Origin of the sequence: Nocardioides sp. (genome assembly GCF_025965415.1) — a bacterium.
GTDB lineage: Bacteria > Actinomycetota > Actinomycetes > Propionibacteriales > Nocardioidaceae > Nocardioides.
Genome location: NZ_JAOPWY010000046.1, coordinates 1 through 20,231 on the forward strand (window position 1 = coordinate 1; position 20,231 = coordinate 20,231).

The window sequence follows — 20,231 nt, forward strand, 5'->3', positions numbered from 1 at the left end:
GGGGGAAGAAGTCGAAGTGGTCCTTGGGCGTCTTGCCCGCGGTCGTCGCCGAGAGCAGCATGGTCTCGTCGTCGAGGTACGCCGTGACGGAGCCGGCGGCCTGACGTGCCAGCAGCCCGGTCTCGAACTTGACGGTGCGTGTGCCGAACTTGCCGTTGTCGAGAACGGTCTCGACGGCGGAGATGATGGGTTCACTCATGGAAGCAGGATCCTGCTTTCTCTTCGCGGAGCGATCCGCGACGTCCACCTCTTGGGTGGGACTTCGAAGCCCCGCGGGGGCCGGTCTTCGATCGAGGCCCGCAGCTCTCCCTGACGGGACGATCTGAAGGCCACTACCGAGGACCGGGCCGGACGTGCGGGTCGCTCCTGTGGTTTGGTTTTCAGTTGTGCAGTGCTCCGGTCCAGACACTAGCGCGGTGGGCGCGTGGTCCGGCGAGCCGGAAACTGAGCGGAGCGGCCTCCCGTGTGCGGGAGGCCGCTCCAGTGATCAGCGGCGGAGGCCGAGGCGCTCGACGATGGAGCGGTAGCGCTCGATCTCGGTCTTCTGCAGGTAGTTGAGCAGGCGGCGGCGCTGGCCGACCAGCAGCAGCAGGCCACGACGGCTGTGGTGGTCGTGCTTGTGCGTCTTGAGGTGCTCGGTGAGGTGGGAGATGCGGTGGCTGAGCAGCGCGATCTGCACCTCGGGGGAACCGGTGTCACCCTCGGTCTGGGCGTACTCGGCGATGATGTTCTTCTTGGTCTCCGCGTCGGTACCAATCGACATGGGGGCTCCTTCGGTTCTCGTTGCGCGGCGCGCCCGGGCCTGTTCACCGGGGCACTCTGGATCCGCGGCCGTTGTCACGGCACGTCGCCCACGTGGGCAACCGCAGAAGCATATCGAGGCGCTGGACGGTGAGACCAATCCGCGCCGCGCGGTCGAGGAGCTCGTACGACGACCCGGGTGGGGCTCAGACCGCCGGCGGGGGCGGCGGGTCGGCCTCGGTGGTGCGCTGGGTGGTGGCCTGGCGCCCCTGGTCGTCGGTCGTGGTGGCCGTGGTGGTGTGACGGCGGCGGGTGTTCTGCTGCACCAGCGTCAGCACCAGCCAGAGCGCACCGGCGAGCACGAGGATCCATCCCAGCGTGTTGACCTGCAGTGGCCCGACCTGCTGCTCGTTGAACGCGAGCGACAGGATCAGTCCGACGACGATGAGGCCGATCGGTCCTCCGAAACCCATGACGAGCTCCATTCTGTTGGGGAGGCCCGGTGGTGACCGGGCCGCGCAGAGCATGCCCCACCTGGGCCGGGGGCGAAACCCCTCTCGGGGTGGACGCGCGGATGCCGGCGCGTCCGTCGCACGGGCGTGGTTGGATCGAGGGATGTCCACCGAGACCCCAGTGCAGACCTCGACGCAGGACGAGAAGCGGATCGGTGTCTGCAACCTCTGCGAGGCGATCTGCGGACTCGAGCTCACCGTCCGGGGCCGCGAGGTCGTCGGCGTCCGCGGCAACCCCGCCGACCCCCTCTCGCGCGGGCACATCTGTCCCAAGGGCGTGGCGATCGCCGACGTCTACGCCGACCCCGACCGGTTGCGCCGACCGGTGCGCCGCGTCGGCGAGGGATCCGGGGCGACCTGGGAGGAGATCGGCTGGGACGAGGCGTTCGACCTGGTGGCCGACAACTTCGCGCGCGTCATCGAGGCGCACGGCGACGACGCCCTCGGCGTCTACCTCGGCAACCCCAACGCGCACAGCCTCGGGTCGATGACCCACGGCACGGCGATGTTCAAGTCGTTCCGGACGAAGAACCGCTACTCGGCGACCTCGGTCGACCAGCTCCCCCACCAGCTCGTCGCCCACCTCATGTTCGGCCACCAGCTCTTCTTGCCGATCCCCGACATCGACCGGACCTCGTGGTTCCTGGTGATCGGCGCCAACCCGATGGCGTCCAACGGCTCGCTGATGACCGTGCCCGACTTCCCCCAGCGGGCCCGTGACCTGCGGGCGCGCGGCGGGCGCATGGTCGTGCTCGACCCGCGCCGCACCGAGACCGCCAAGATCGCCGATGAGCACCACTTCGTCCGCCCGGGCACCGATGCCTGGGTGCTGCTCGCGATGCTGCACGTCCTGACCGCCGAGGCCTCCCCCGACGCGGCGCCCCGCGTGGCGTCGTACGTCGACGGGCTCGGCGCCGTCGTCGAGCTGGTCGCCGACTTCACCCCCGAGCGGGCGGAGGCCGTGAGCGGACTGGCGGCCACCGAGATCCGTCGCCTGGCCGGCGAGCTGATGGCCGCCGACGCCGGGGTCGTCTACAGCCGGATCGGCGTCTCCGCCGGCCCCTGGGGCTCGGTGTGCCAGTGGGCGGTCAACTGCCTCAACATCCTCAGCGGCAACCTCGACCGCGTCGGCGGGGCGATGTTCACCAGCCCCGCCATCGACGCGGTCGGCACCGGTCTGATCGGCCGGGGCCACCACGACGCCTGGCGCTCCCGGGTGCGCGGCCTGCCGGAGACGGCCGGCGAGCTCCCCGTCTCGGCGCTGCGCGAGGAGATCGAGACGCCCGGCGAGGGGCAGGTGCGCGCCCTGCTGACCGTGGCCGGCAACCCGGTCCTGTCGACGCCCGACGGCTCTCGCCTCGACGGCGTGCTGGGCGACCTCGACTTCATGGCCGCCGTCGACATCTACGTCAACGAGACGACCCGTCACGCCGACGTGATCCTGCCGCCCACGACGGCGCTGGAGCGCGACCACTACGACCTCGTCTTCCACCTGCTGGCCGTGCGCAACACCGCGCGCTTCACGCCGGCCGTCTTCGCGAAGGAGTCCGACCAGCGCCACGACTGGGAGATCTTCCGCGAGATCACCCTGCGCACCACCGCGCGGCTCAGCCGCAAGGTCCCGCTGAAGAAGCGACTGGTCCAGCGGGCCCGCCTGACGGCCAGCCCGACCTTCCTCGTCGGCCAGCTGCTGCGACGCGGCTCCAGCGGCGTGACGCTCAAGAAGCTGCGCGCCCGCCCGGCCGGCATCGACCTCGGACCGCTCCGGGGCGGGCAGCTGCCGGAGCGGCTGCCGGCGAAGGGCAAGAGGCTCGACCTGGCGCCGGACCTCGTCGTGAAGGACGTGGCGCGCCTGGCGGCGACCCCGGTCCCCGCCGGCGACGAGCTGCTGCTCATCGGGCGGCGCCACAAGCAGGACTGCAACTCGTGGATGCACAACTCCGAGCGGCTCACCAGGGGCCGGCCACGCCACCAGCTGCTGATGAACCCGGCCGACCTGGCCGACCGGGACATCACCGACGGGGCCCGCGTGCGGGTGACCTCCCGCATCGGCTCGGTCGAGGTCGAGGTGGCCGCCTCCGACGACCTGATGCCGGGGGTCGTGTCGCTCCCCCACGGCTACGGCCACGCGCGCGACGGCGTCCTGATGACCCGCAGTCGCGGGGTCGCGGGCGTCTCGATCAACGACCTCACCGACCCCGAGCTGCTCGACGTGTCGGGCAACGCCGCGCTCAACGGCGTACCCGTCGCCGTCACCCCGGCAGGCTGAACCTCGCGTCCCGGACGTGATCTCGCGGATCAGTTATCTAGTGTTTCACTAGACATACTAGCTCGACGCGTGACCGAAAGGGCTTCCATGGCTCTCCAGCTCGAGAAGGACATCGCCAGCGACCTGCAGGTGCAGCAGCTCGGCGGACGGATCGGCGCCCGTATCGACGTTGTACGCCTCGGCGGCGACCTCGGTGACGCGGTCGTGAAGCAGGTCCGTGAGGCGATCCTGCGTCACAAGGTCGTCTTCTTCCGCGGCCAGGACCACCTCGACGACGCGGGGCACCTCGCCTTCGCCGAGCAGCTGGGCACGCTGACGACCGCCCACCCGACGGTGAACACGGGCAGCGAGCGGATCTCCACGCTGACGGCCAACAAGGGGATGGCCGCCAACAGCTGGCACACCGACGTCACCTTCGTCGACCGGGTCCCCGCCTTCAGCGTGCTGCGCGGCGTCACCGTCCCGCCGTACGGCGGCAACACGGTGTGGGCGAACACCGTGGACGCCTACGACCGCCTCCCGACGCCCTCAAGGCGCTCGTCGAGAACCTGTGGGCCGTGCACACCAACGCCTACGACTACGCCGACCGGGACGGGACCGAGCACCACGACGACGAGGTCGCGGTCACCCGGCGCGCGGAGTTCGTGGGCTTCAACGCCCTGGAGTCCAGCACCCCGGCTTCGCCGACATCGACGCCCTGATCGGCTGACGGCTACCCCGTGCGGCTAGAGCTTCTCGGCCAGCACGGCCAGGACGTCGTCGGGGGTCTGGGCCGCCGTGAGCGCCGCAATGCTGTCGTCGTCGGTGAAGGCACCGGCGAGCGCCTGCAGCACCGTGAGGTGGTCGTCGCCGGCGCCGGCGATCCCGACGATGAACGTGGCGGGGTTGCCCTTCCAGTCGATCGGCTCGTCGTAGCGGATGAACGAGATCGCCGTGCGGCGGATCAGCGCCTTGGCCTCGTTGGTGCCGTGCGGGATGGCGAGGCCGTTGCCCATGAACGTGGAGACCGAGGTCTCGCGCTCGTGCATCGCGGCGACGTACGCCTCGTCGACCGCGCCCGCTGCGACCAGCAGCTGGCCGGCCTCGGTGATGGCTGCGTCCCGGTCCCGGGCCTGGCCCCCGAGAACGATCGCCTCCCGGCTCAGTACGTCGCTCATCTGGCCCCTCATTCCTTGAGTGTGTGGGTCCGACCGGCGCCTCGCCGGTCGGTGGTGCGTGCGTCTCAGCAGTCCACTCATCTCACCACGGCGCGTGCCTCGCACGACCTCGAGTGGACGGCCCAGCCCTCCGCACCGCAGAGGGCCGGGCTCGTGGACCTCGGCGGTGCGGATCAGGCGCTGTTGCCCTCGTCGACCATGGTGACGATCTCGTCGTACCTCGGGCTCGCCATGAAGTTGTCCACCGAGACGTGCACGGCGGACGGGGTCTTCTGACGGGCCCGATCGGTGAGGTCCTGGTGGGTGACCACCAGGTCGTAGCTGTCGTCCAGGTTGGCGATCGACTTGTTGACCACGGTCACCTCGCCGTGGCCGGCGGCCTGGATCTTCTTGCGGAGCACCGAGGCACCCATGGCGGACGACCCCATACCGGCGTCGCAGGCGAACACGATGCTCTGGATCTGGCGGGTGGCGGTCGCCGTGCCCGATCCCGATCCCGAGTCCCCCGCGAGCGCCGAGGAGGCGATGGACTTCTTGCCCTTCATCGACTCCATGTTGGCCGTGGCGGCGCCCAGGTCGCCGTCGTCCTCCGACCTGTCCAGCCTGAGGAGCAACGATGCCACTGCGAAGGAGACCGCAGCCGCGCCGAAGACCGCGAGCGTGACGCCGATGTAGCTGCCCTTGGCCGTCTGCGCGTAGACCGCGAAGATCGAGCCCGGAGCGGCCGGGGCGCGCAGGCCCACGTCGAAGGCGACGTTGATGGCGACACCGGTCATGCCACCCGCGATCATCGCGAGGATCAGCTTGGGCTTCATCAGCACGTAGGGGAAGTAGATCTCGTGGATCCCGCCCAGGAAGTGGATGATCGCCGCGCCGGGAGCGGTCGCCTTGGCGACGCCCCGCCCGAAGACCGAGTAGGCCAGGAGCAGGCCCAGGCCCGGGCCGGGGTTGGCCTCGAGCAGGAAGAGCACGGACTTGCCGCTCTCCGCCGCCTCGGTCAGGCCCAGCGGGGTCAGCACGCCGTGGTTGATGGCGTTGTTGAGGAAGAACACCTTGGCCGGCTCGATGAGCAGCGAGGTCAGGGGCAGCAGGTTGTTGTCGACCAGCGTCTCGACGGCGTTGCCGAGGACGTCCATGACCTCGTTGACGATCGGGGCGACGACCCAGAACCCGACGATCGCCATCACGAAGGCCACGATGCCGGCCGAGAACATGTTCACGAGCATCTCGAAGCCGGCCCTGACCTTGCCGTCCCAGAGGGCGTCGAGGCGCTTCATGACGTAGGCGGACAGGGGGCCCAGGATCATCGCGCCGATGAACATGTGGACCTGGCCGAGGGAGCGGAAGTCCTCCGCCGCGTTGCCGGCGGCCAGCCAGTCGGCGAGCGCGTCCGCGTTGAAGTTGGCGACGAGCAGGTCGGAGCCTGCGATCGCGCCCATGACGGCGAAGGCACCGACGACGGCACCGCGGTCACCGTGGACCATGCGCCCGCCGGTGGCGGCGATCAGGATGGGAAGCAGGTAGTGGATGGTCGGACCGACCATCGTGGCCAGGTCGGCGTTCGGCAACCAGCCGACGTCGATGAACAGGGCGGTGAGCAGTCCCCACGCGATCAGTGCCGGGATGTTGGGCATGATCATGTTGGAGAGGAACGTGCCGAATTTCTGCACCCGGACCCGCGCGCCCTGGCCTGCGGGAGTGGTGGTGGTTGTCGCCATGCTGATGTCCTCCATACGAAGTTCGAGGGGTGACCCCGATCACATGATGCCGTGATTAAACCTCACGAACGGGCATGTTGCCAAGCATTCGGGCATGATTTCGTGCCCGACTGTGTGGCTTTACCTCCGTTGAAGGCGCTACCGTGAGGCAACAGCTCCCTTGCGTGCCCCGTGCACGGCACATCGATCGAGAGGTTCCCACCCATGAAGGCTCTTCGCTTCTTCGCCCCCGAGGACGTCCGCCTGGTCGACGTACCCGAGCCCGACTGCGGCCCCCGCGAGGTCAAGATCAAGGTCAAGAACTGCTCCACCTGCGGCACGGACGTCAAGATCAAGAAGAACGGGCACGTCAACATCACCGGCGAGACCACCATGGGGCACGAGGTCGCCGGCGAGGTGGTCGAGGTCGGCGCCGACGCGCTCGGCGGCTTCGCGGTCGGTGACCGCGTGCAGTGCATCGCCGCGGTGCCCTGCGGCGACTGCCACGAGTGCCGCAAGGGGTGGATGGAGGTCTGCCAGAACCAGACCTCGGTCGGCTACCAGTACGACGGCGGGTTCGCCGAGTACATGATCGTCCCCGAGCAGGTGCTGAAGGTCGACGGCCTCAACCGGATCCCCGACAACGTCGGCTACGACGAGGCCTCCGCAGCCGAGCCGTTCGCGTGCGCCATCAACGCCCAGGAGCAGCTCGGGATCGAGGAGGGCGACTTCACCGTCGTCTTCGGCGCCGGCCCGATCGGCTGCATGCACATCCGCATCGCCCGCGGCGTCCACAAGGTCGGCACCGTCGTGCTGGTCGACATCAACGACGAGCGCCTCAAGATGTCGGCCGACGCCGTCCGGCCCGACCACGTCATCAACGCCGCCGAGGTCGACGTCGTCGCGAAGGTCATGGAGCTCACCGGCGGCCGCGGCGCCGACGTCATCATCACCGCGACCCCGGCCAACGTGACCCAGGAGCAGGCGATCGCGATGGCCGCACGCCAGGGCCGGATCTCCTTCTTCGGCGGCCTGCCCAAGACGGACCCGTTCATCAAGGCCGACTCCAACCTCATCCACTACCGCCAGCTCCACGTGCACGGCGCCAACGGCTCCTCCCCCGCCCACAACAAGCGGGCGCTGGAGTACATCTCCACCGGTCAGGTCCCCGTCAAGGACCTGATCACCAAGCACGTGGCCCTCGACGACGTGATGAGCGTCTTCGACATCGTGGCCAAGGGCGAGGCCATCAAGGTCACCGTCGAGCCGTAGCCCGACGACGTCGGGCAACGGCGTCCGACCGGGGAGGTTGAGCCAGCCCCGCGGCTGCGGGACGAAGCCGCGACGTGCGCGTCGAAATCCACCGGCTCAAGACCGGGGGGAATCCCCCGGCGGTGGCCCAGCCACCTTTCGGCGCCTCGGAGGGTGGCTGGGGCACCGCTCACGCGCGTCCGTCGTACGACCCGCCCCCCGGCGGTGGTCCACCCACCTTCCGGCACCGCGGACGGTGGCTGGGGCACCGCTCACCCGCGTCCGTCGTACGACCCGCCCCCCGGCGGTGGTCCACCCACCTTCCCGCGCCGCGGGGGGTGGCTGGGTCACCGCTCACCCGCGTCCGTCGTACGACCCGCCCCCCGGCGGTGGTCCAGCCACCTTCCGGCGCCGCGGAGGGTGGCTCACGCACCGCCCGACGTCGTACGCCGGACCCGCGCACGGGCGGCGTCCAGCGAGCGAGCCGTCGTACGCCGGGCCGCCAACTCACCAGTTGGTGGGTTGGGGGCTTCTGGTGGCCAGGCTGCAGCCCCCAAGTCGCCAACTCGCGAGTTGGCGCGCCAACTGGTGAGTTGGCGGAGCAGCAGCCGGGGCACGACGGCCCGACCTCAGGCCCCGAGCACCTCCCGCACCGCGGCCCGGGCGGCCATCGGGTCGGGGGCGCCGAGGGCGACCTCGGCCGCGGCCTCGCAGGTCTCGAGCGTGACCCGGGCGAGCTGGGCGCCCACGGGGCGTACGGCGCGCGCGGCCATCGACAGCGAGGAGATGCCCATCCCGATGAGCGCGGTGGCGAGCAGCGGGTCGGCGGCGGCCTCGCCGCAGACGCCGACCGGCTTGCCGGCCTCGGTGCCGGCGTGCGCGGTGATGGCGATCAGCTGGAGCACGGCCGGCTGCCAGGGGTCGGTGAGGTGGGCCAGGTCGGTGGCCATGCGGTCGGCGGCCATGGCGTACTGCGTCAGGTCGTTGGTGCCGATCGACAAGAAGTCGACGACCTCGAGCATGCGGTGCGCGAGCAGCGCGGCGGAGGGGATCTCGACCATGATGCCGGGCTTGAGCCCGCGCTCGCGGACCTTCGCGGCGAAGTCGGCGGCCTCGGCGACGGTCGCCACCATCGGCGCCATCACCCAGGTCTCGGTGCCGGTGCGCTCGGCCGCGGCGGCGATGCCGTCGAGCTGGCGGTCCATGAGTCCGGGGTTGCCGAAGCTGAGGCGCAGGCCGCGCACGCCGAGAGCCGGGTTCTCCTCGCCCTCGTGCGTCGCGAACGCGATCGGCTTGTCGGAGCCCGCGTCGAGGGTGCGTACGACGACGTATCGGCCGTCGGAGTAGGGCGCGAGGACGTCGGCGTAGATGTCGGCCTGCTCCTCGACAGTCGGTTCGTCCTTGCGGTTGAGGAAGCACAGCTCGGTGCGGAACAGGCCCACGCCCTGCACGGGCTCGACCGACGCGGACTGCGCGGACGGACCGTCGGCGACGTTGGCGAGCAGCTTGAGCGGCAGCCCGTCGGCGGTCGCGGCCGGACCGCTCCAGGCGGCCAGCTCCTCGCGCAGGCGCCTGCTCGCCTCCACCCGCGCGCGGGCCTCGTCGGGGTCGGCTCCCAGCTCGACGGTGCCGGTCTCGCCGTCGACGACGACGAAGGTGCCGGTCGGGATGTCCATCACGCCGGCGGCACCCACCACGCACGGGATGCCGAGCTGGCGCGCGATGATCGCCGTGTGGCTGGTCGCGCCCCCGCGCTCGGTCACCAGGGCGGTCACCAGCTCCGGGTCGAGGCCGGAGGTGTCGCTCGGCGCGAGGTCCTCGGCCACGAGGATCGACGGCTCGCTCGGCGTGGGCACCCCCGGCGGCGGCTCCCCGACGAGGTGGGCGACGACGCGCCGCTCGATGTCGCGCAGGTCGGTCACCCGCTCGGCCATCAGGCCGCCCATGGTGGTGAAGATCGTGACGAACTGGTCCACCGCGCCCTGGACGGCCGTGACGACGCCCTGCCCGGACTGGAGGTTCTTGTGCACGGCCGAGCGCAGGCCCTTGTCGCGCGCCAGCCCGGCGCTCGCGGTGAGCACCTCCGCGGCCGCGCCCTCGGCGCTGGCGGCCTTGCTGGTGAAGGTCTCGGCCACGGCGGCCGCGGCGTCGTCGTAGGCCGCGAGGGCGGCGTCGGCATCGGCGAAGTCGCCGTCGCCGAAGCGCGCGATCGCGTCGGGCGAGATCTCGCCACGGACGTGGAGGACGGGACCGGCGGCAACACCCGGAACGACCGGGGTCCCGCTCAGGGTGTGCGCGGGTGTGGTCATGGACACACCGTAGATCACGACATTGTTGACAAGCAACACATTCGGGACTAAAACAACACATACACAGATCTCGGAGAGGGGTCCCATGTACGCCGAAGAGCGGCAGCAGGCCATGGCCCAGCTGATCAGTCGCCGTGGCCGACTGTCGGTGGTCCAGCTGGCCGGGGAGTTCGAGGTCACCACAGAGACCGTCCGCCGTGACCTCTCCACCCTCGACCGCATGGGTCTGGTGCGTCGGGTGCACGGTGGCGCGGTGCCCGCCGGCTCGCTCACCGTCATCGAATCAGGCATCGGCGAGCGAGACCAGTCCAACACGCAGGCGAAGGAGGCCATCGCCAACGCCGCGGTGGCGCTGCTGCCGCCGCCCGACTCGGTCGTCGTCATCGACGCCGGCACCACCACCGCCCGCTTCGCCGCCGCACTCCCCCGCGACCACCGCCTCACGGTCATCACCCACGCGGTGCCGGTGGCGACCCGGCTCGCGGGACTGCCACAGATAGAGCTGCACCTGCTCCCAGGCAAGGTGCGCCCCACGACCCATGCAGCGGTCGGCGCCGACACGGTGTCGGCGCTGGCCGAGTTCCGGGCCGACGTGGCCTTCATCGCCACCAACGGCATCACGGTCGGCCACGGCCTCACGACGCCCGACAGCGACGAGGCGGCGAGCAAGCGGGCCATGATCGCGTGCGCCCGGCGCACCGTGGTGCTGGCCGACTCCAGCAAGTTCGGCGTCGAGACCGCGGTGCGGTTCGCGACGCTCGACAGCCTGGACGTGCTGGTCACAGACAGCGACATCGAGGCCGCGGACCGCCGTGTGCTGGAAGCAGCCGGAATCGAGGTGGTGATCGCATGATCCTGACCCTGACGCCCAACCCGAGCATCGACCGGACGGTGGCGCTCGACGGCGAGCTGGTCCGCGGGCAGGTCCACCGGGTCGCCTCGGTGACCTCCCAGGCGGGCGGGAAGGGAGTCAACATCTCCCGCGCGGCCGTGAGCGCCGGCATCCCCAGCATCGCCGTCGTACCTGCCCTCAAGGACGACCCGTTCGTCCTCGAGCTGCTCGGCGCCGGCATCGACTGCCGCCCGGTGCGCCCCGCCGGCGACGTGAGGGTCAACCTGACGATCACCGAGCCCGACGGCACCACCACCAAGCTCAACTCACCCGGTGCCGCGGTGCTGCCGATGCACCTCGAGCTGATGGCCCAGACCATCCTGGTCCGCGCCTCTGGTGCTGACTGGACAGTGCTGGCAGGCTCACTTCCCGTGGGTGCGTCCCCCGCTTTCTACGCCGACCTCGTACGCCGTCTCCGCGAGGTGGGCGGTCGCGTCGCCGTCGACACGAGCGAAGCCCCGCTCCAGGCGCTGGTCGAGGCCCTGCCGGGATCCGCACCCGACCTGATGAAGCCCAACGGCGAGGAGCTGGCCTCCTTCACCGGCGGCGACCCCGAGGAGCTCGAGTCCGACCCCGGAGCCGCCGCCGAGGCGGCACGCTCGTTGATCGCACGCGGCGTGGGTGCCGTCCTGGCCACGCTGGGCGGCAACGGCGCGGTCCTCGTGACGCCCGAGGGCGCCTGGCACGCCACTCCACCCCCCACCACAGTCGTCAGCACCGTCGGTGCCGGCGACTCCAGCCTCTTCGGCTACCTGCTCGGCGACATCCGGGGTCTCCCAGCCCCCGACCGCCTCGCACTGGCCGTCGCCTACGGCAGCGCCGCCGCGGGTCTACCCGGCACCACCATCCCCCTGCCCTCGCAGCTCCGCACGGAGCTCGTCGGAGTCACTGCCATCGGAGGCACAGCATGACCGACCTGATCACCACCGACCTCGTGCGGCTGGGTGCCGCGTGGGGCCCGGACAAGCACGACGTGATCCGCGCACTCGCGGCCGTCGTCGATGACGCCGGTCGCGCCAGCGACAAGGACCAGCTCATCGAGGACGCCTTCGCGCGGGAGGCGACCTCCGCCACCGGCCTGCCCGGCGGCATCGCGATCCCGCACTGCCGAACGACCGGCGTCGAGACCCCGACACTCGCCTTCGCCCGGCTCGACCCGCCCGTAGACTTCGGCGCCAAGGACGGGCCAGCTGACCTCGCCTTCCTGATCGCCGCGCCCGCCGGCGGCGACGCCGACCACCTCACCATCCTCACCAAGCTGGCCCGCGCCCTGGTGAAGCCCGCCTTCACCGACGCGCTCCGCGCAGCCGGCTCGGAAGAGGAGGTCGTCGACCTCATCACCCACGAGCTCGGTGAGCCCGCCCCGGCCGCGAAGACGGGGGTGCCCGCCTCCGGCGCCCCGTCCGGCACCGCGACACCCGCGGCCGCCGACGCGACGGCTCCCGGCCCGGCCGGCAAGCCCTCGCTGGTGGCGGTCACCGCCTGCCCGACCGGCATTGCGCACACCTACATGGCCGCCGAGGCGCTCGAGGCCGCAGCCGAGCGCGCCGGTGTCGAGCTCCATGTCGAGACCCAGGGATCGGCGGGATCGACGCCCCTTTCGCCCGAGACGATCTCCCAGGCCGGCGCGGTCATCTTCGCCGTCGACGTGGGCGTGCGCGACCGTGGGCGCTTCGCCGGCAAGCCGATGGTGAGCTCGAGCGTGAAGCGTCCGATCGACGACGCCGACGCGATGATCGCCGAGGCGCTGCGCTACGCCGGGGACCCGGCGAGCGCCCCCAGGGTGGAGGGCACGGCCAGCGAGGCCGGCGCCTCGTCCATGGGTCAGGAGACGTGGGGCGGTCGGACCCGCCGGGTGCTCATGACCGGTGTGTCCTACATGATCCCGTTCGTCGCCGCCGGCGGTCTGCTGATCGCCCTGAGCTTCCTCCTCGGCGGCTACGAGATCGTCGGCCCCTACGGCGACATCGCCGTCAACAACACCCTCTTCAGCCCGCCGGACGTCACCGCCCTGGGTCTCGACCACGCGCTCTTCGGCTCGGGAGTGCTGGCCTACATCGGGGCCATCTTCTTCATCATCGGCAAGACGGCCTTCATGTTCTTCGTGCCGGCCCTCGCCGGCTACATCGCGTACGCCATCGCGGACCGGCCCGGCATCGCGCCCGGCTTCGTCATGGGCGGGCTCGCCATCAACATCTTCAACGTGCAGAGCTCCGGCGACAGCCCGGTGGGGCTGGCTCAGACCGGCTTCCTCGGCGCGATCGTCGGCGGCGTGCTCGCCGGTGTCATCGCGCACTGGCTCCAGCAGCGCAAGGTGCCCATCTGGGCCCGCGGCCTCATGCCGGTGCTGGTGATCCCGCTGGTGACGTCCATCGTCGCCGGGCTGCTGATGATCCTGGTCTTCGGCAAGCCGATCTCGTGGCTGATGACGCAGCTCACGGACGGTCTGAACAGCATGAGCGGGTCCAACGCCGTCGTCCTCGGTGTCATCCTCGGCCTGATGATGGCCTTCGACATGGGTGGCCCGCTCAACAAGGTCGCCTACAGCTTCGCCGCCGCCGGCGTCGGCACCGCCGCTGCTGCCTCGAGCGACGCACCCGAGCTCAAGATCATGGCGGCCGTCATGCTCGCGGGCATGGTGCCGCCCATCGCGCTGGCACTCTCCACCGTCATTCGCCCGGGCCTCTACACGGCCGCCGAGCGGGAGAACGGCAAGGCGGGCTGGCTGCTCGGCGCGTCGTTCATCACCGAGGGTGCGATCCCGTTCGCGGCCGCCGACCCGCTGCGGGTCATCCCCGCGATCATGGCCGGCAGCGCCGTGACCGGCGGTCTCGCCATGGCGCTGGACGTCTCCGTCCGAGCCCCCCACGGGGGCATCTTCGTGCTGTTCGCCGTGTCCAACATCGTGGGGTACCTGATCTCGCTCGCCGCCGGTGTCATCGTCGGCGCAGCGCTCGTCACCCTCGCCAAGAGCCGCGGCACCGCCGACGCGGACGTCGCTACTGTCTGAGTCCAGATCCCCCACCGACCACCGCAACCCAAGGAGAACCATGCCCAGCAAGTCCGTCGTCGTCGGCTCCGCCGTCGGCCTCCACGCCCGCCCCGCCGCGATCATCGCCGAGAAGGCCGGTGAGCTCGGGTCCGACGTCACCATCAACGGCGTCGACGCCAGCTCCTCGCTCATGATCATGACCCTCGGTGCCGGCAGCGGCGACACCGTGGAGGTGGCCGGTGACGACCAGGCCGCGGTCGACGCGATCGCCGCACTGGTCGAGCAGGACCTCGACGCCTGACACCACCTCGTGGGCGGTGTGCGAGACACGTTCCGGCGCTCCGGAAGGTGCCTCACGCACCGCCCACGGGCATGTCGTACGCCGAGTGCTCAGCCGCGCTCACGCAGCGCCACGTAGACCGCACGGACGCCGACGGCCTGCTCCAGGTGCACCATCACCGCGGCGAAGAACTGGCCCCGATAGGTCTCGTCGGTGACGGCCGAGACGGTGAAGTAGAGACCCGAGAACGACGCCAGGAACAGCGACACCTTGACCAGCTCGGCGGAGACGTTCGTCAGGTAGGGCACGTGGGTGGTGAAGTCCCGGGCCGTCCACGCCAGCTGGACGTCCTCGTTGACGATCAGGGAACCGAAGACGAGCAGGAAGCCGAACACGGCAGCCACCAGGACCAGCACCTGCACGACCTGGATCACCAGCAACACGACCACGAGGTTCCACCTGGCGAAGCCGGTTATCTGGGCGTACGACGCCGGGTCGGCCCGCGGATCGTCCACCATCTGCCGGCACACCCCCTCGAGAGGCGTCCCGCGGCACGCGCGCAGCAGGAAGGCGTCGTCGACCGCGTCGTCGGCCTGGTCGACCTCCTCGGGCAGCCGCACCAGCAAGAACACCAGGGCCAGGCCCAGCAGCAGCAGTGCGGTGAGCCATAGGGTGCCGAAGTCGAGGCTGGACGTCATCTGCCACGCCTCGGCGTTGATGAAGAGGAAGGCGATGAAGACCAGGAGCAGAGGCAGGGCGCGGGACGCGGTGCCGAGGATCGAGCCCAGGCTGGTGAGGGTGCGCTTGAGGGCCCAGCCGACGATGGGGCGGGCGTGCAGGGCCGTGAGGGCGTACGCCAGGACTCCGCCACCCGCCACGGTCAGCAGCACCGCCGGCGCGGCCGCCACCTGGTCCGAGATCCACCCGAGCAGGCCGGCCAGGACCGCGCCCACCACCGCCACCACGGCGAGTGCCGGCAGGATCCGGCGACGGGTGAGCGCCTCCCGGGCCGCGGCACGCTCGTCCGGAACGAAGTAGGACAGACCGTGCTCGAGGAACCAGGCCTCCGTGTCGGCGATCGGGTCGCCCGTGCCGCGGCGGCGCTGCGTCACGCCAAGATCTCGCGCGCGCGGCGTACGTCGTCGTGCATCGTCTCGACGAGCGCCTCGATCCCCTCGAACTTCACCATCCCGCGGAGCCGCTCGACGAAGGCGACCTCGACCTCGACGCCGTAGAGCTCGAGGTCGTCGCGGTCCAGGACGTAGGACTCGACGCGGCGCTCGCGCTCGCCGTCGAAGGTGGGGTTGGTGCCGACGGAGATCGCGGCCGGCAGCCGCTCGCCCGTGTCGAGGCGGGTCAGCCAGCCGGCGTACACCCCGTCAGCGGGCGCGGCGTCGACCGGCGGCACCGGCACGTTGGCGGTCGGGTAGCCCATCTCGCGCCCGCGCTTGTCTCCCTCGACGACGATGCCGCGCACCGTGAAGGGCCGGCCGAGGGCCTCGGAGGCGCCGGCGACGTCGCCGGTGGCCAGGCACTGCCGGACGTAGGTCGAGCTCCAGACCTGCGGGCCGCCGTCGAGGGCGACGCCGACGGTGTCGAAGCCGCGCGTGGCCCCCGCCTCGACGAGGGTCGCCACCTCGCCCGCGGCCTTGGCGCCGAAGCGGAAGTTGGCGCCGACGACCACCGCCCCGGCGTGCAGGGCCTCGACGATGATCCGGTCGATGAACTCCGTGGGCGACCAGCGGGCGATCTCGCGGTCGAAGCCGAGCACGAGGATCGCGTCGACGTCCGCCGACTCCAGGAGCCGGGCGCGGGTGTGGATCGAGGTGAGGGTCGGCGGGGCGTGCTCGGGCCGCAGCACCGCCATCGGGTGCGGGTCGAAGGTCACCGCCACGACCGTGTCGATGCCCAGGCGCGCCGCGGTCTCCCGAGCCTCCCGGAGCACGTGGGCGTGCCCGAGGTGGACGCCGTCGAAGTTGCCGATGCTGACCACGGTGCGGCCGAGGTCGGCCGGCACGTCGTCGACTCCACGCCAGATCTGCACGGGGCGAGCCTAGTAGCAGACGTAGCGTTCCCGCCGCCCAGGCCGGACGACGGGAACGTCGGTGTCGTACGTCGTGCCTCAGCGGACCTCGACGAGGCGGTACATGCCCATGAAGGCGTGCGGCATGCCGCCCATGGAGGCGTCCGGCCAGAAGCAGGTCAGGACGTAACTGCCGCGGGGCAGCCGATACTTGAAGGCCATGTCATGGCCGGGACTCACGACTCCAGAGTCGATGCCGACCCGGAAGTCGATCGGGGGCCGACCGGACTCGTCGTCGAGGAAGGTGGCGAAGTCCTCCAGGGTCTTGCCCGGCAGCAGCTTGACCATGGCGATGAAGTGGTTCTGGTCAGCCCGGTTCTTGAACCTGAGCCAGCCGCTGCGGGGGATGGCCCGTGGCGACTTCGCCCACGTGGTGCTGTCGATCGCCCGGAGGCTCGCACCGGCAGGCAGGCTCGCGCCCGTGTCGGTCCCGCTCACGGTGAACGGTAGCCACGGCGAACCCGTCTTGTTGGTGTCGAGCGCAAGGTAGGAACCCGGCTCGAGGTCGATCGCCAGCTTGCCGGCCTTCTCCCTCGTGGCCGTCGCCCCACCCAGCAACGTGGTGTTGGCCTCGAACCGCCTCAGGGCCTTGAGCCGGCCTTTCTCCAGACCGTTCTCGACATCCGCCTCGGCCTGCTCGACCGTGTAGCCAGGCACCAGGGCGAGCAGCTGGAGCGACGCATTTCTCCGGGTCGTGGTGATCTTGAACGTGTTGACGCCCGGCGCGACGACGCTCGGCATCGTGACGACTCCGCCCGCGCCGATGCTGACGGGCACCATGCCGGCTGCTGTCTCCCGTGCAGCAGCAGGACCGGCAGCGCCGGCCGTTCCCCCAGTGAGCGCCCCTGCCGTCAGCACCATGAGGCTGACGCCGAGTGCGGCGATGCGGTGGACCAACATGCCGTACCTCCTTCGGGCGCTGGTCGCACCCTGCGACCTCCGGCCCGCCCCTCACCTTGCTCCTGCGCCGGTCGGCCCACCAGAGGGCCGGCCAGGTGGTCAAGACCACCTTTGCACCCGTAGGGGTGAGACGGGCCAGGAGTCAGACGAAGACGGCGACCGCCCGGGCCTGCTCCCCGCGCTGCTCGTAGAGGGCGAGGAACTCGCCGTCGGGCGCGAAGACCGCGTGCGGACCGCCGCCGGGCAGCCGCAGGTCGAGGGCGCGTCCGACGCGGACGTCTGCCGCCTGCTCGTCAGTGAGGTCGACGGCGGCGAAGGACGCGCGTGCGGCCTCGGCGATCGGCATCACGGAGAAGCCGTCGGCCAGCTCCTCGAGGGTGCATGCGACCGAGAGGTCGAAGGACCCGACGGCCGTGCGCCGCAGCGCCGTCAGGTGGCCACCGACGCCGAGCGCGGCGCCGAGGTCGCGGGCGATGGCGCGGATGTAGGTGCCCGACGAGCAGCGCACGGAGATGCGGACGTCGGGCAGCTCGACCTCGTGCACCACCAGCTCGTGGATGGTCACGGGCCGGGCCCGGAGCTCGACCTGCTCCCCCGCCCGCACCCGGGCGTAGGCACGCTGGCCGTCGACCTTGATCGCGGAGACGGAGGTCGGCACCTGCTCAATGTCGCCGACGAACCGCGCCAGCTCCGTGCGTACGTCGTCCTCCCGCACGCCGTCGACGGCGTGCGTCGAGACGACCTCACCCTCGGCGTCGTCGGTGGTCGTCACCGCACCGAGGCGGATCGTGGCGTCGTAGGCCTTCTCGGTGAGCATCAGGTGGCCGAGCAGCCGGGTGGCACGGTCGACGCCGAGCACGAGCACGCCCGTCGCCATCGGGTCGAGGGTGCCGGCGTGACCGACCTTGCGGGTGCCGGCCAGCCGGCGCACCCGCGCCACCACGTCGTGCGACGTCATGCCGGGGGCCTTGTCGACGACGACCAGACCGGGGTCGACCATCAGGCGCGGTCGTCCTCGTCGAGGCCGTCGTCCTCGTCGAGGTCGTCCTCGTCGAGGTCGTCCTCGTCGAGGTCGTCGTCGAGCTCGCGGGGCTTCTTGTAGGGGTCGGCGTCGCCGGCGTACGCCGAGCCACGCTGGGCGGCGACGGCGTCGTCGATCTCCTTGGCCCGGGCGAGCACCTCGTCGAGGGCGCGGGCGCTCTCGGGAAGGGCGTCGGGGATGAAGGTCAGCGACGGCACGATGCGCATGCCGAGCTGCTTGGCGACCTCGGAGCGGATGACGCCCTTGGCCGACTCGAGCGCCGCGGCCGTGTTGGCGAGCTCCTCGTCGGCACCGAGGACGGTGTAGAAGACCGAGGCCTGCTGGGAGTCACCGGTCACGCGGACGTCGGTGATGGTCACGAACCCCAGCCGCGGGTCCTTGATCCGGCGCTCGAGCATCTCGGCGACGATGACCTGGATGCGGTCGGCGATCTTGCGGACGCGGGGGTTTGCCATGGATCCACCTTCTCAAAATTCTCCGGCCGCGACCCCGGGTGGGGGAAGTCTTGCGCGGGTGGGGTGTTGCAACGGCCGAACCGCGCAGGAGTCCCCGCCTCGGCGGGGACTCCTGCATCAGCTCAGCGGATCAGGTCCGCGGGATCTCGCGCATCTCGAACGACTCCACGATGTCGCCGATCTTGATGTCCTGGAAGTTCTTGAGCACGATGCCGCACTCGAACCCTTCCCGGACCTCGGACGCGTCGTCCTTCTCGCGGCGCAGCGAGGCGAGGTCGAGGTTGTCGGCCACCACCGCGCTGTCGCGCAGGATCCGCACCTTGGCGTTGCGGCGGATGAGACCCGAGATGACCATGCAGCCTGCGATGTTGCCGGCCTTGGACGAGCGGAAGATCTCGCGGATCTCCGCCTGACCGAGGGTCGACTCCTCGTAGATCGGCTTGAGCATGCCCTTGAGGGCCGCCTCGATCTCCTCGATGGCCTGGTAGATGACCGAGTAGTGCCGGATCTCGACACCCTCCTTGTCGGCCATCTGGGTCGCCTTGCCCTGCGGACGGACGTTGAAGCCGATGATGATGGCGTCCGAGGCAGCGGCCAGGTCGACGTTGGTCTCGGTGATCGCACCGACACCGCGGTCGATGACGCGCAGCGAGACCTCGTCACCCACGTCGATGTTGGCGAGGGCGTCCTCGAGGGCCTCGACCGAACCGGACACGTCGCCCTTGAGGATGAGGTTGAGCTCCTGGCTCTCGCCCTTCTCCATGGAGGCCATGAAGTCCTCGAGGCTGCGACGCACGCGACGCTTGGCCTGCATGGCCGCACGCTCGCGCGCCTCACGCTTCTCGGCGATCTGGCGAGCCATCCGGTCATCGTCGACGACGATGAAGTTCTGGCCGGCACCCGGCACCGCCGAGAGACCCAGCACCATCGCGGGACGCGACGGGTCGGCCTCGGTGATCTCGTTGCCGTGCTCGTCGAGCATGGCGCGGACACGACCGTGGGCGGGACCGGCGACGATCGAGTCACCGACGCGCAGCGTGCCGCGCTGGACCAGCACCGTGGCGACCGGGCCGCGGCCACGGTCGAGGTGCGCCTCGACCACGAGGCCCTGCGCGTCCTGCGTCGGGTTGGCACGCAGGTCGAGCGAGGCGTCCGCCGTCAGGACGACGGCCTCGAGCAGCTTGTCGAGGTTGAGCCCGGCCTTGGCCGAGACGTCGACGAACATCGCGTCGCCGCCGTACTCCTCGGGGATCAGGCCGTACTCGGTCAGCTGGCCGCGGACCTTGGTGGAGTCGGCGTCCGGCTTGTCGATCTTGTTGACCGCGACCACGATCGGCACGTTGGCCGCCCGGGCGTGGTTGAGCGCCTCGACCGTCTGCGGCATGACGCCGTCGTCGGCCGCCACGACCAGGATCGCGATGTCGGTGGCCTTGGCACCACGAGCACGCATGGCGGTGAACGCCTCGTGACCCGGGGTGTCGATGAAGGTGATGCGGCGTTCCTTGGTCTCGCCCGCGTGGGCCATGACCTGGTAGGCGCCGATGTGCTGGGTGATGCCACCGGCTTCACCGGCAGCGACCTTGGCGTTACGGATGGCATCGAGCAGCGCGGTCTTACCGTGGTCGACGTGACCCATGACGGTGACGACGGG

At 70.7% G+C, this 20,231-nt stretch carries 19 protein-coding genes; 7 read left to right on the top strand and 12 right to left on the bottom strand.

Translation table 11 applies throughout. From position 1 onward, the window contains the following. The 3 genes from JWN97_RS05470 to JWN97_RS05480 all read right to left on the bottom strand — a co-directional run. On the bottom strand, window positions 1–199 hold a 199-nt coding region (locus JWN97_RS05470; RefSeq protein ID WP_297619522.1), incomplete at its 3' end, for a hypothetical protein. A 288-nt stretch (window positions 200–487) separates the two neighbouring features. Further along, the gene (gene rpsO, locus JWN97_RS05475; RefSeq protein ID WP_297619525.1) at window positions 488–763 is read right to left on the bottom strand and encodes a 30S ribosomal protein S15; all 276 of its coding nucleotides are present in this window, start codon (window positions 761–763) and stop codon (window positions 488–490) included. A 184-nt stretch (window positions 764–947) separates the two neighbouring features. After that, window positions 948–1,214, bottom strand: a complete 267-nt coding sequence (locus JWN97_RS05480; protein ID WP_297619528.1) for a DUF6458 family protein — start codon at window positions 1,212–1,214, stop codon at window positions 948–950. Between the two features lie 142 nt (window positions 1,215–1,356). Here JWN97_RS05480 and JWN97_RS05485 point away from each other — a divergent pair, with 142 nt between their 5' ends. Both JWN97_RS05485 and JWN97_RS21180 read left to right on the top strand, forming a co-directional pair. Beyond that, on the top strand, window positions 1,357–3,522 hold the full coding sequence (locus tag JWN97_RS05485; protein ID WP_297619531.1) for a molybdopterin-dependent oxidoreductase: 2,166 nt from the start codon (window positions 1,357–1,359) through the stop codon (window positions 3,520–3,522). A gap of 87 nt (window positions 3,523–3,609) precedes the next feature. After that, window positions 3,610–4,251 carry a TauD/TfdA family dioxygenase gene (locus JWN97_RS21180; protein WP_363321256.1) on the top strand — a complete coding sequence of 214 codons (642 nt, stop codon included), beginning with the start codon at window positions 3,610–3,612 and terminating at the stop codon, window positions 4,249–4,251. Here JWN97_RS21180 and JWN97_RS05500 read toward each other — a convergent pair. Then, on the bottom strand, window positions 4,248–4,679 hold the full coding sequence (locus tag JWN97_RS05500) for a PTS sugar transporter subunit IIA (RefSeq protein ID WP_297619534.1): 432 nt from the start codon (window positions 4,677–4,679) through the stop codon (window positions 4,248–4,250). The genes JWN97_RS21180 and JWN97_RS05500 overlap by 4 nt on opposite strands. A 173-nt stretch (window positions 4,680–4,852) precedes the next feature. Further along, complete coding sequence (locus tag JWN97_RS05505) at window positions 4,853–6,397, bottom strand: PTS mannitol transporter subunit IICB (RefSeq protein ID WP_297619536.1); 1,545 nt, start codon at window positions 6,395–6,397, stop codon at window positions 4,853–4,855. 204 nt (window positions 6,398–6,601) lie between these two features. Between JWN97_RS05505 and JWN97_RS05510 the strand changes: the two genes are divergently transcribed. Then, entirely contained in the window at window positions 6,602–7,648 is a 1,047-nt protein-coding gene (locus tag JWN97_RS05510; protein WP_297619539.1) for a zinc-dependent dehydrogenase, read from the top strand. Between the two features lie 608 nt (window positions 7,649–8,256). Here JWN97_RS05510 and ptsP read toward each other — a convergent pair. Next, complete coding sequence (gene ptsP / locus JWN97_RS05515) at window positions 8,257–9,936, bottom strand: phosphoenolpyruvate--protein phosphotransferase (protein WP_297619542.1); 1,680 nt, start codon at window positions 9,934–9,936, stop codon at window positions 8,257–8,259. 85 nt (window positions 9,937–10,021) lie between these two features. Here ptsP and JWN97_RS05520 point away from each other — a divergent pair, with 85 nt between their 5' ends. The 4 genes from JWN97_RS05520 to JWN97_RS05535 are packed head-to-tail and all read left to right on the top strand — an operon-like array spanning window position 10,022 to window position 14,121. Next, on the top strand, window positions 10,022–10,789 hold the full coding sequence (locus JWN97_RS05520) for a DeoR/GlpR family DNA-binding transcription regulator (RefSeq protein WP_297619545.1): 768 nt from the start codon (window positions 10,022–10,024) through the stop codon (window positions 10,787–10,789). Beyond that, on the top strand, window positions 10,786–11,739 hold the full coding sequence (locus tag JWN97_RS05525) for a 1-phosphofructokinase family hexose kinase (RefSeq protein WP_297619548.1): 954 nt from the start codon (window positions 10,786–10,788) through the stop codon (window positions 11,737–11,739). The genes JWN97_RS05520 and JWN97_RS05525 overlap by 4 nt, the downstream gene beginning before the upstream one ends. Next, a complete protein-coding gene (locus JWN97_RS05530) occupies window positions 11,736–13,838 on the top strand; it encodes a fructose-specific PTS transporter subunit EIIC (protein ID WP_297619550.1) in 2,103 nt (700 codons plus the stop codon). The genes JWN97_RS05525 and JWN97_RS05530 overlap by 4 nt, the downstream gene beginning before the upstream one ends. A gap of 40 nt (window positions 13,839–13,878) precedes the next feature. After that, window positions 13,879–14,121 carry an HPr family phosphocarrier protein gene (locus tag JWN97_RS05535; protein WP_297619553.1) on the top strand — a complete coding sequence of 81 codons (243 nt, stop codon included), beginning with the start codon at window positions 13,879–13,881 and terminating at the stop codon, window positions 14,119–14,121. A gap of 89 nt (window positions 14,122–14,210) precedes the next feature. Here JWN97_RS05535 and JWN97_RS05540 read toward each other — a convergent pair whose 3' ends face one another. The 6 genes from JWN97_RS05540 to infB form a co-directional block, all read right to left on the bottom strand. Beyond that, on the bottom strand, window positions 14,211–15,212 hold the full coding sequence (locus tag JWN97_RS05540; protein WP_297619556.1) for a hypothetical protein: 1,002 nt from the start codon (window positions 15,210–15,212) through the stop codon (window positions 14,211–14,213). Next, entirely contained in the window at window positions 15,209–16,144 is a 936-nt protein-coding gene (locus JWN97_RS05545) for a bifunctional riboflavin kinase/FAD synthetase (RefSeq protein WP_297619559.1), read from the bottom strand. The genes JWN97_RS05540 and JWN97_RS05545 overlap by 4 nt, the downstream gene beginning before the upstream one ends. Window positions 16,145–16,222: 78 nt before the next feature. After that, a complete protein-coding gene (locus tag JWN97_RS05550; protein ID WP_297619562.1) occupies window positions 16,223–17,083 on the bottom strand; it encodes a hypothetical protein in 861 nt (286 codons plus the stop codon). A gap of 142 nt (window positions 17,084–17,225) precedes the next feature. Then, window positions 17,226–18,083 carry a tRNA pseudouridine(55) synthase TruB gene (gene truB, locus JWN97_RS05555; RefSeq protein WP_297619565.1) on the bottom strand — a complete coding sequence of 286 codons (858 nt, stop codon included), beginning with the start codon at window positions 18,081–18,083 and terminating at the stop codon, window positions 17,226–17,228. Next, window positions 18,083–18,580 carry a 30S ribosome-binding factor RbfA gene (gene rbfA / locus JWN97_RS05560; RefSeq protein ID WP_297619570.1) on the bottom strand — a complete coding sequence of 166 codons (498 nt, stop codon included), beginning with the start codon at window positions 18,578–18,580 and terminating at the stop codon, window positions 18,083–18,085. The genes truB and rbfA overlap by 1 nt, the downstream gene beginning before the upstream one ends. Before the next feature lie 130 nt (window positions 18,581–18,710). Then, on the bottom strand, window positions 18,711–20,231 hold a 1,521-nt coding region (infB, locus tag JWN97_RS05565; RefSeq protein ID WP_297619573.1), incomplete at its 5' end, for a translation initiation factor IF-2.

What these genes read in the sequence shown, in the direction of transcription:
- rbfA (WP_297619570.1), bottom strand. Translation starts at nt 18,580, where the DNA reads ATGGCAAACCCCCGCGTCCGCAAGATCGCCGACCGCATCCAGGTCATC.
- JWN97_RS05510 (WP_297619539.1), top strand. Translation starts at nt 6,602, where the DNA reads ATGAAGGCTCTTCGCTTCTTCGCCCCCGAGGACGTCCGCCTGGTCGAC.
- JWN97_RS21180 (WP_363321256.1), top strand. Translation starts at nt 3,610, where the DNA reads ATGGCTCTCCAGCTCGAGAAGGACATCGCCAGCGACCTGCAGGTGCAG.
- JWN97_RS05520 (WP_297619545.1), top strand. Translation starts at nt 10,022, where the DNA reads ATGTACGCCGAAGAGCGGCAGCAGGCCATGGCCCAGCTGATCAGTCGC.
- JWN97_RS05530 (WP_297619550.1), top strand. Translation starts at nt 11,736, where the DNA reads ATGACCGACCTGATCACCACCGACCTCGTGCGGCTGGGTGCCGCGTGG.
- truB (WP_297619565.1), bottom strand. Translation starts at nt 18,083, where the DNA reads ATGGTCGACCCCGGTCTGGTCGTCGTCGACAAGGCCCCCGGCATGACG.
- JWN97_RS05500 (WP_297619534.1), bottom strand. Translation starts at nt 4,679, where the DNA reads ATGAGCGACGTACTGAGCCGGGAGGCGATCGTTCTCGGGGGCCAGGCC.
- rpsO (WP_297619525.1), bottom strand. Translation starts at nt 763, where the DNA reads ATGTCGATTGGTACCGACGCGGAGACCAAGAAGAACATCATCGCCGAG.
- JWN97_RS05485 (WP_297619531.1), top strand. Translation starts at nt 1,357, where the DNA reads ATGTCCACCGAGACCCCAGTGCAGACCTCGACGCAGGACGAGAAGCGG.
- JWN97_RS05480 (WP_297619528.1), bottom strand. Translation starts at nt 1,214, where the DNA reads ATGGGTTTCGGAGGACCGATCGGCCTCATCGTCGTCGGACTGATCCTG.
- JWN97_RS05505 (WP_297619536.1), bottom strand. Translation starts at nt 6,397, where the DNA reads ATGGCGACAACCACCACCACTCCCGCAGGCCAGGGCGCGCGGGTCCGG.
- ptsP (WP_297619542.1), bottom strand. Translation starts at nt 9,936, where the DNA reads ATGACCACACCCGCGCACACCCTGAGCGGGACCCCGGTCGTTCCGGGT.
- JWN97_RS05525 (WP_297619548.1), top strand. Translation starts at nt 10,786, where the DNA reads ATGATCCTGACCCTGACGCCCAACCCGAGCATCGACCGGACGGTGGCG.
- JWN97_RS05535 (WP_297619553.1), top strand. Translation starts at nt 13,879, where the DNA reads ATGCCCAGCAAGTCCGTCGTCGTCGGCTCCGCCGTCGGCCTCCACGCC.
- JWN97_RS05550 (WP_297619562.1), bottom strand. Translation starts at nt 17,083, where the DNA reads ATGTTGGTCCACCGCATCGCCGCACTCGGCGTCAGCCTCATGGTGCTG.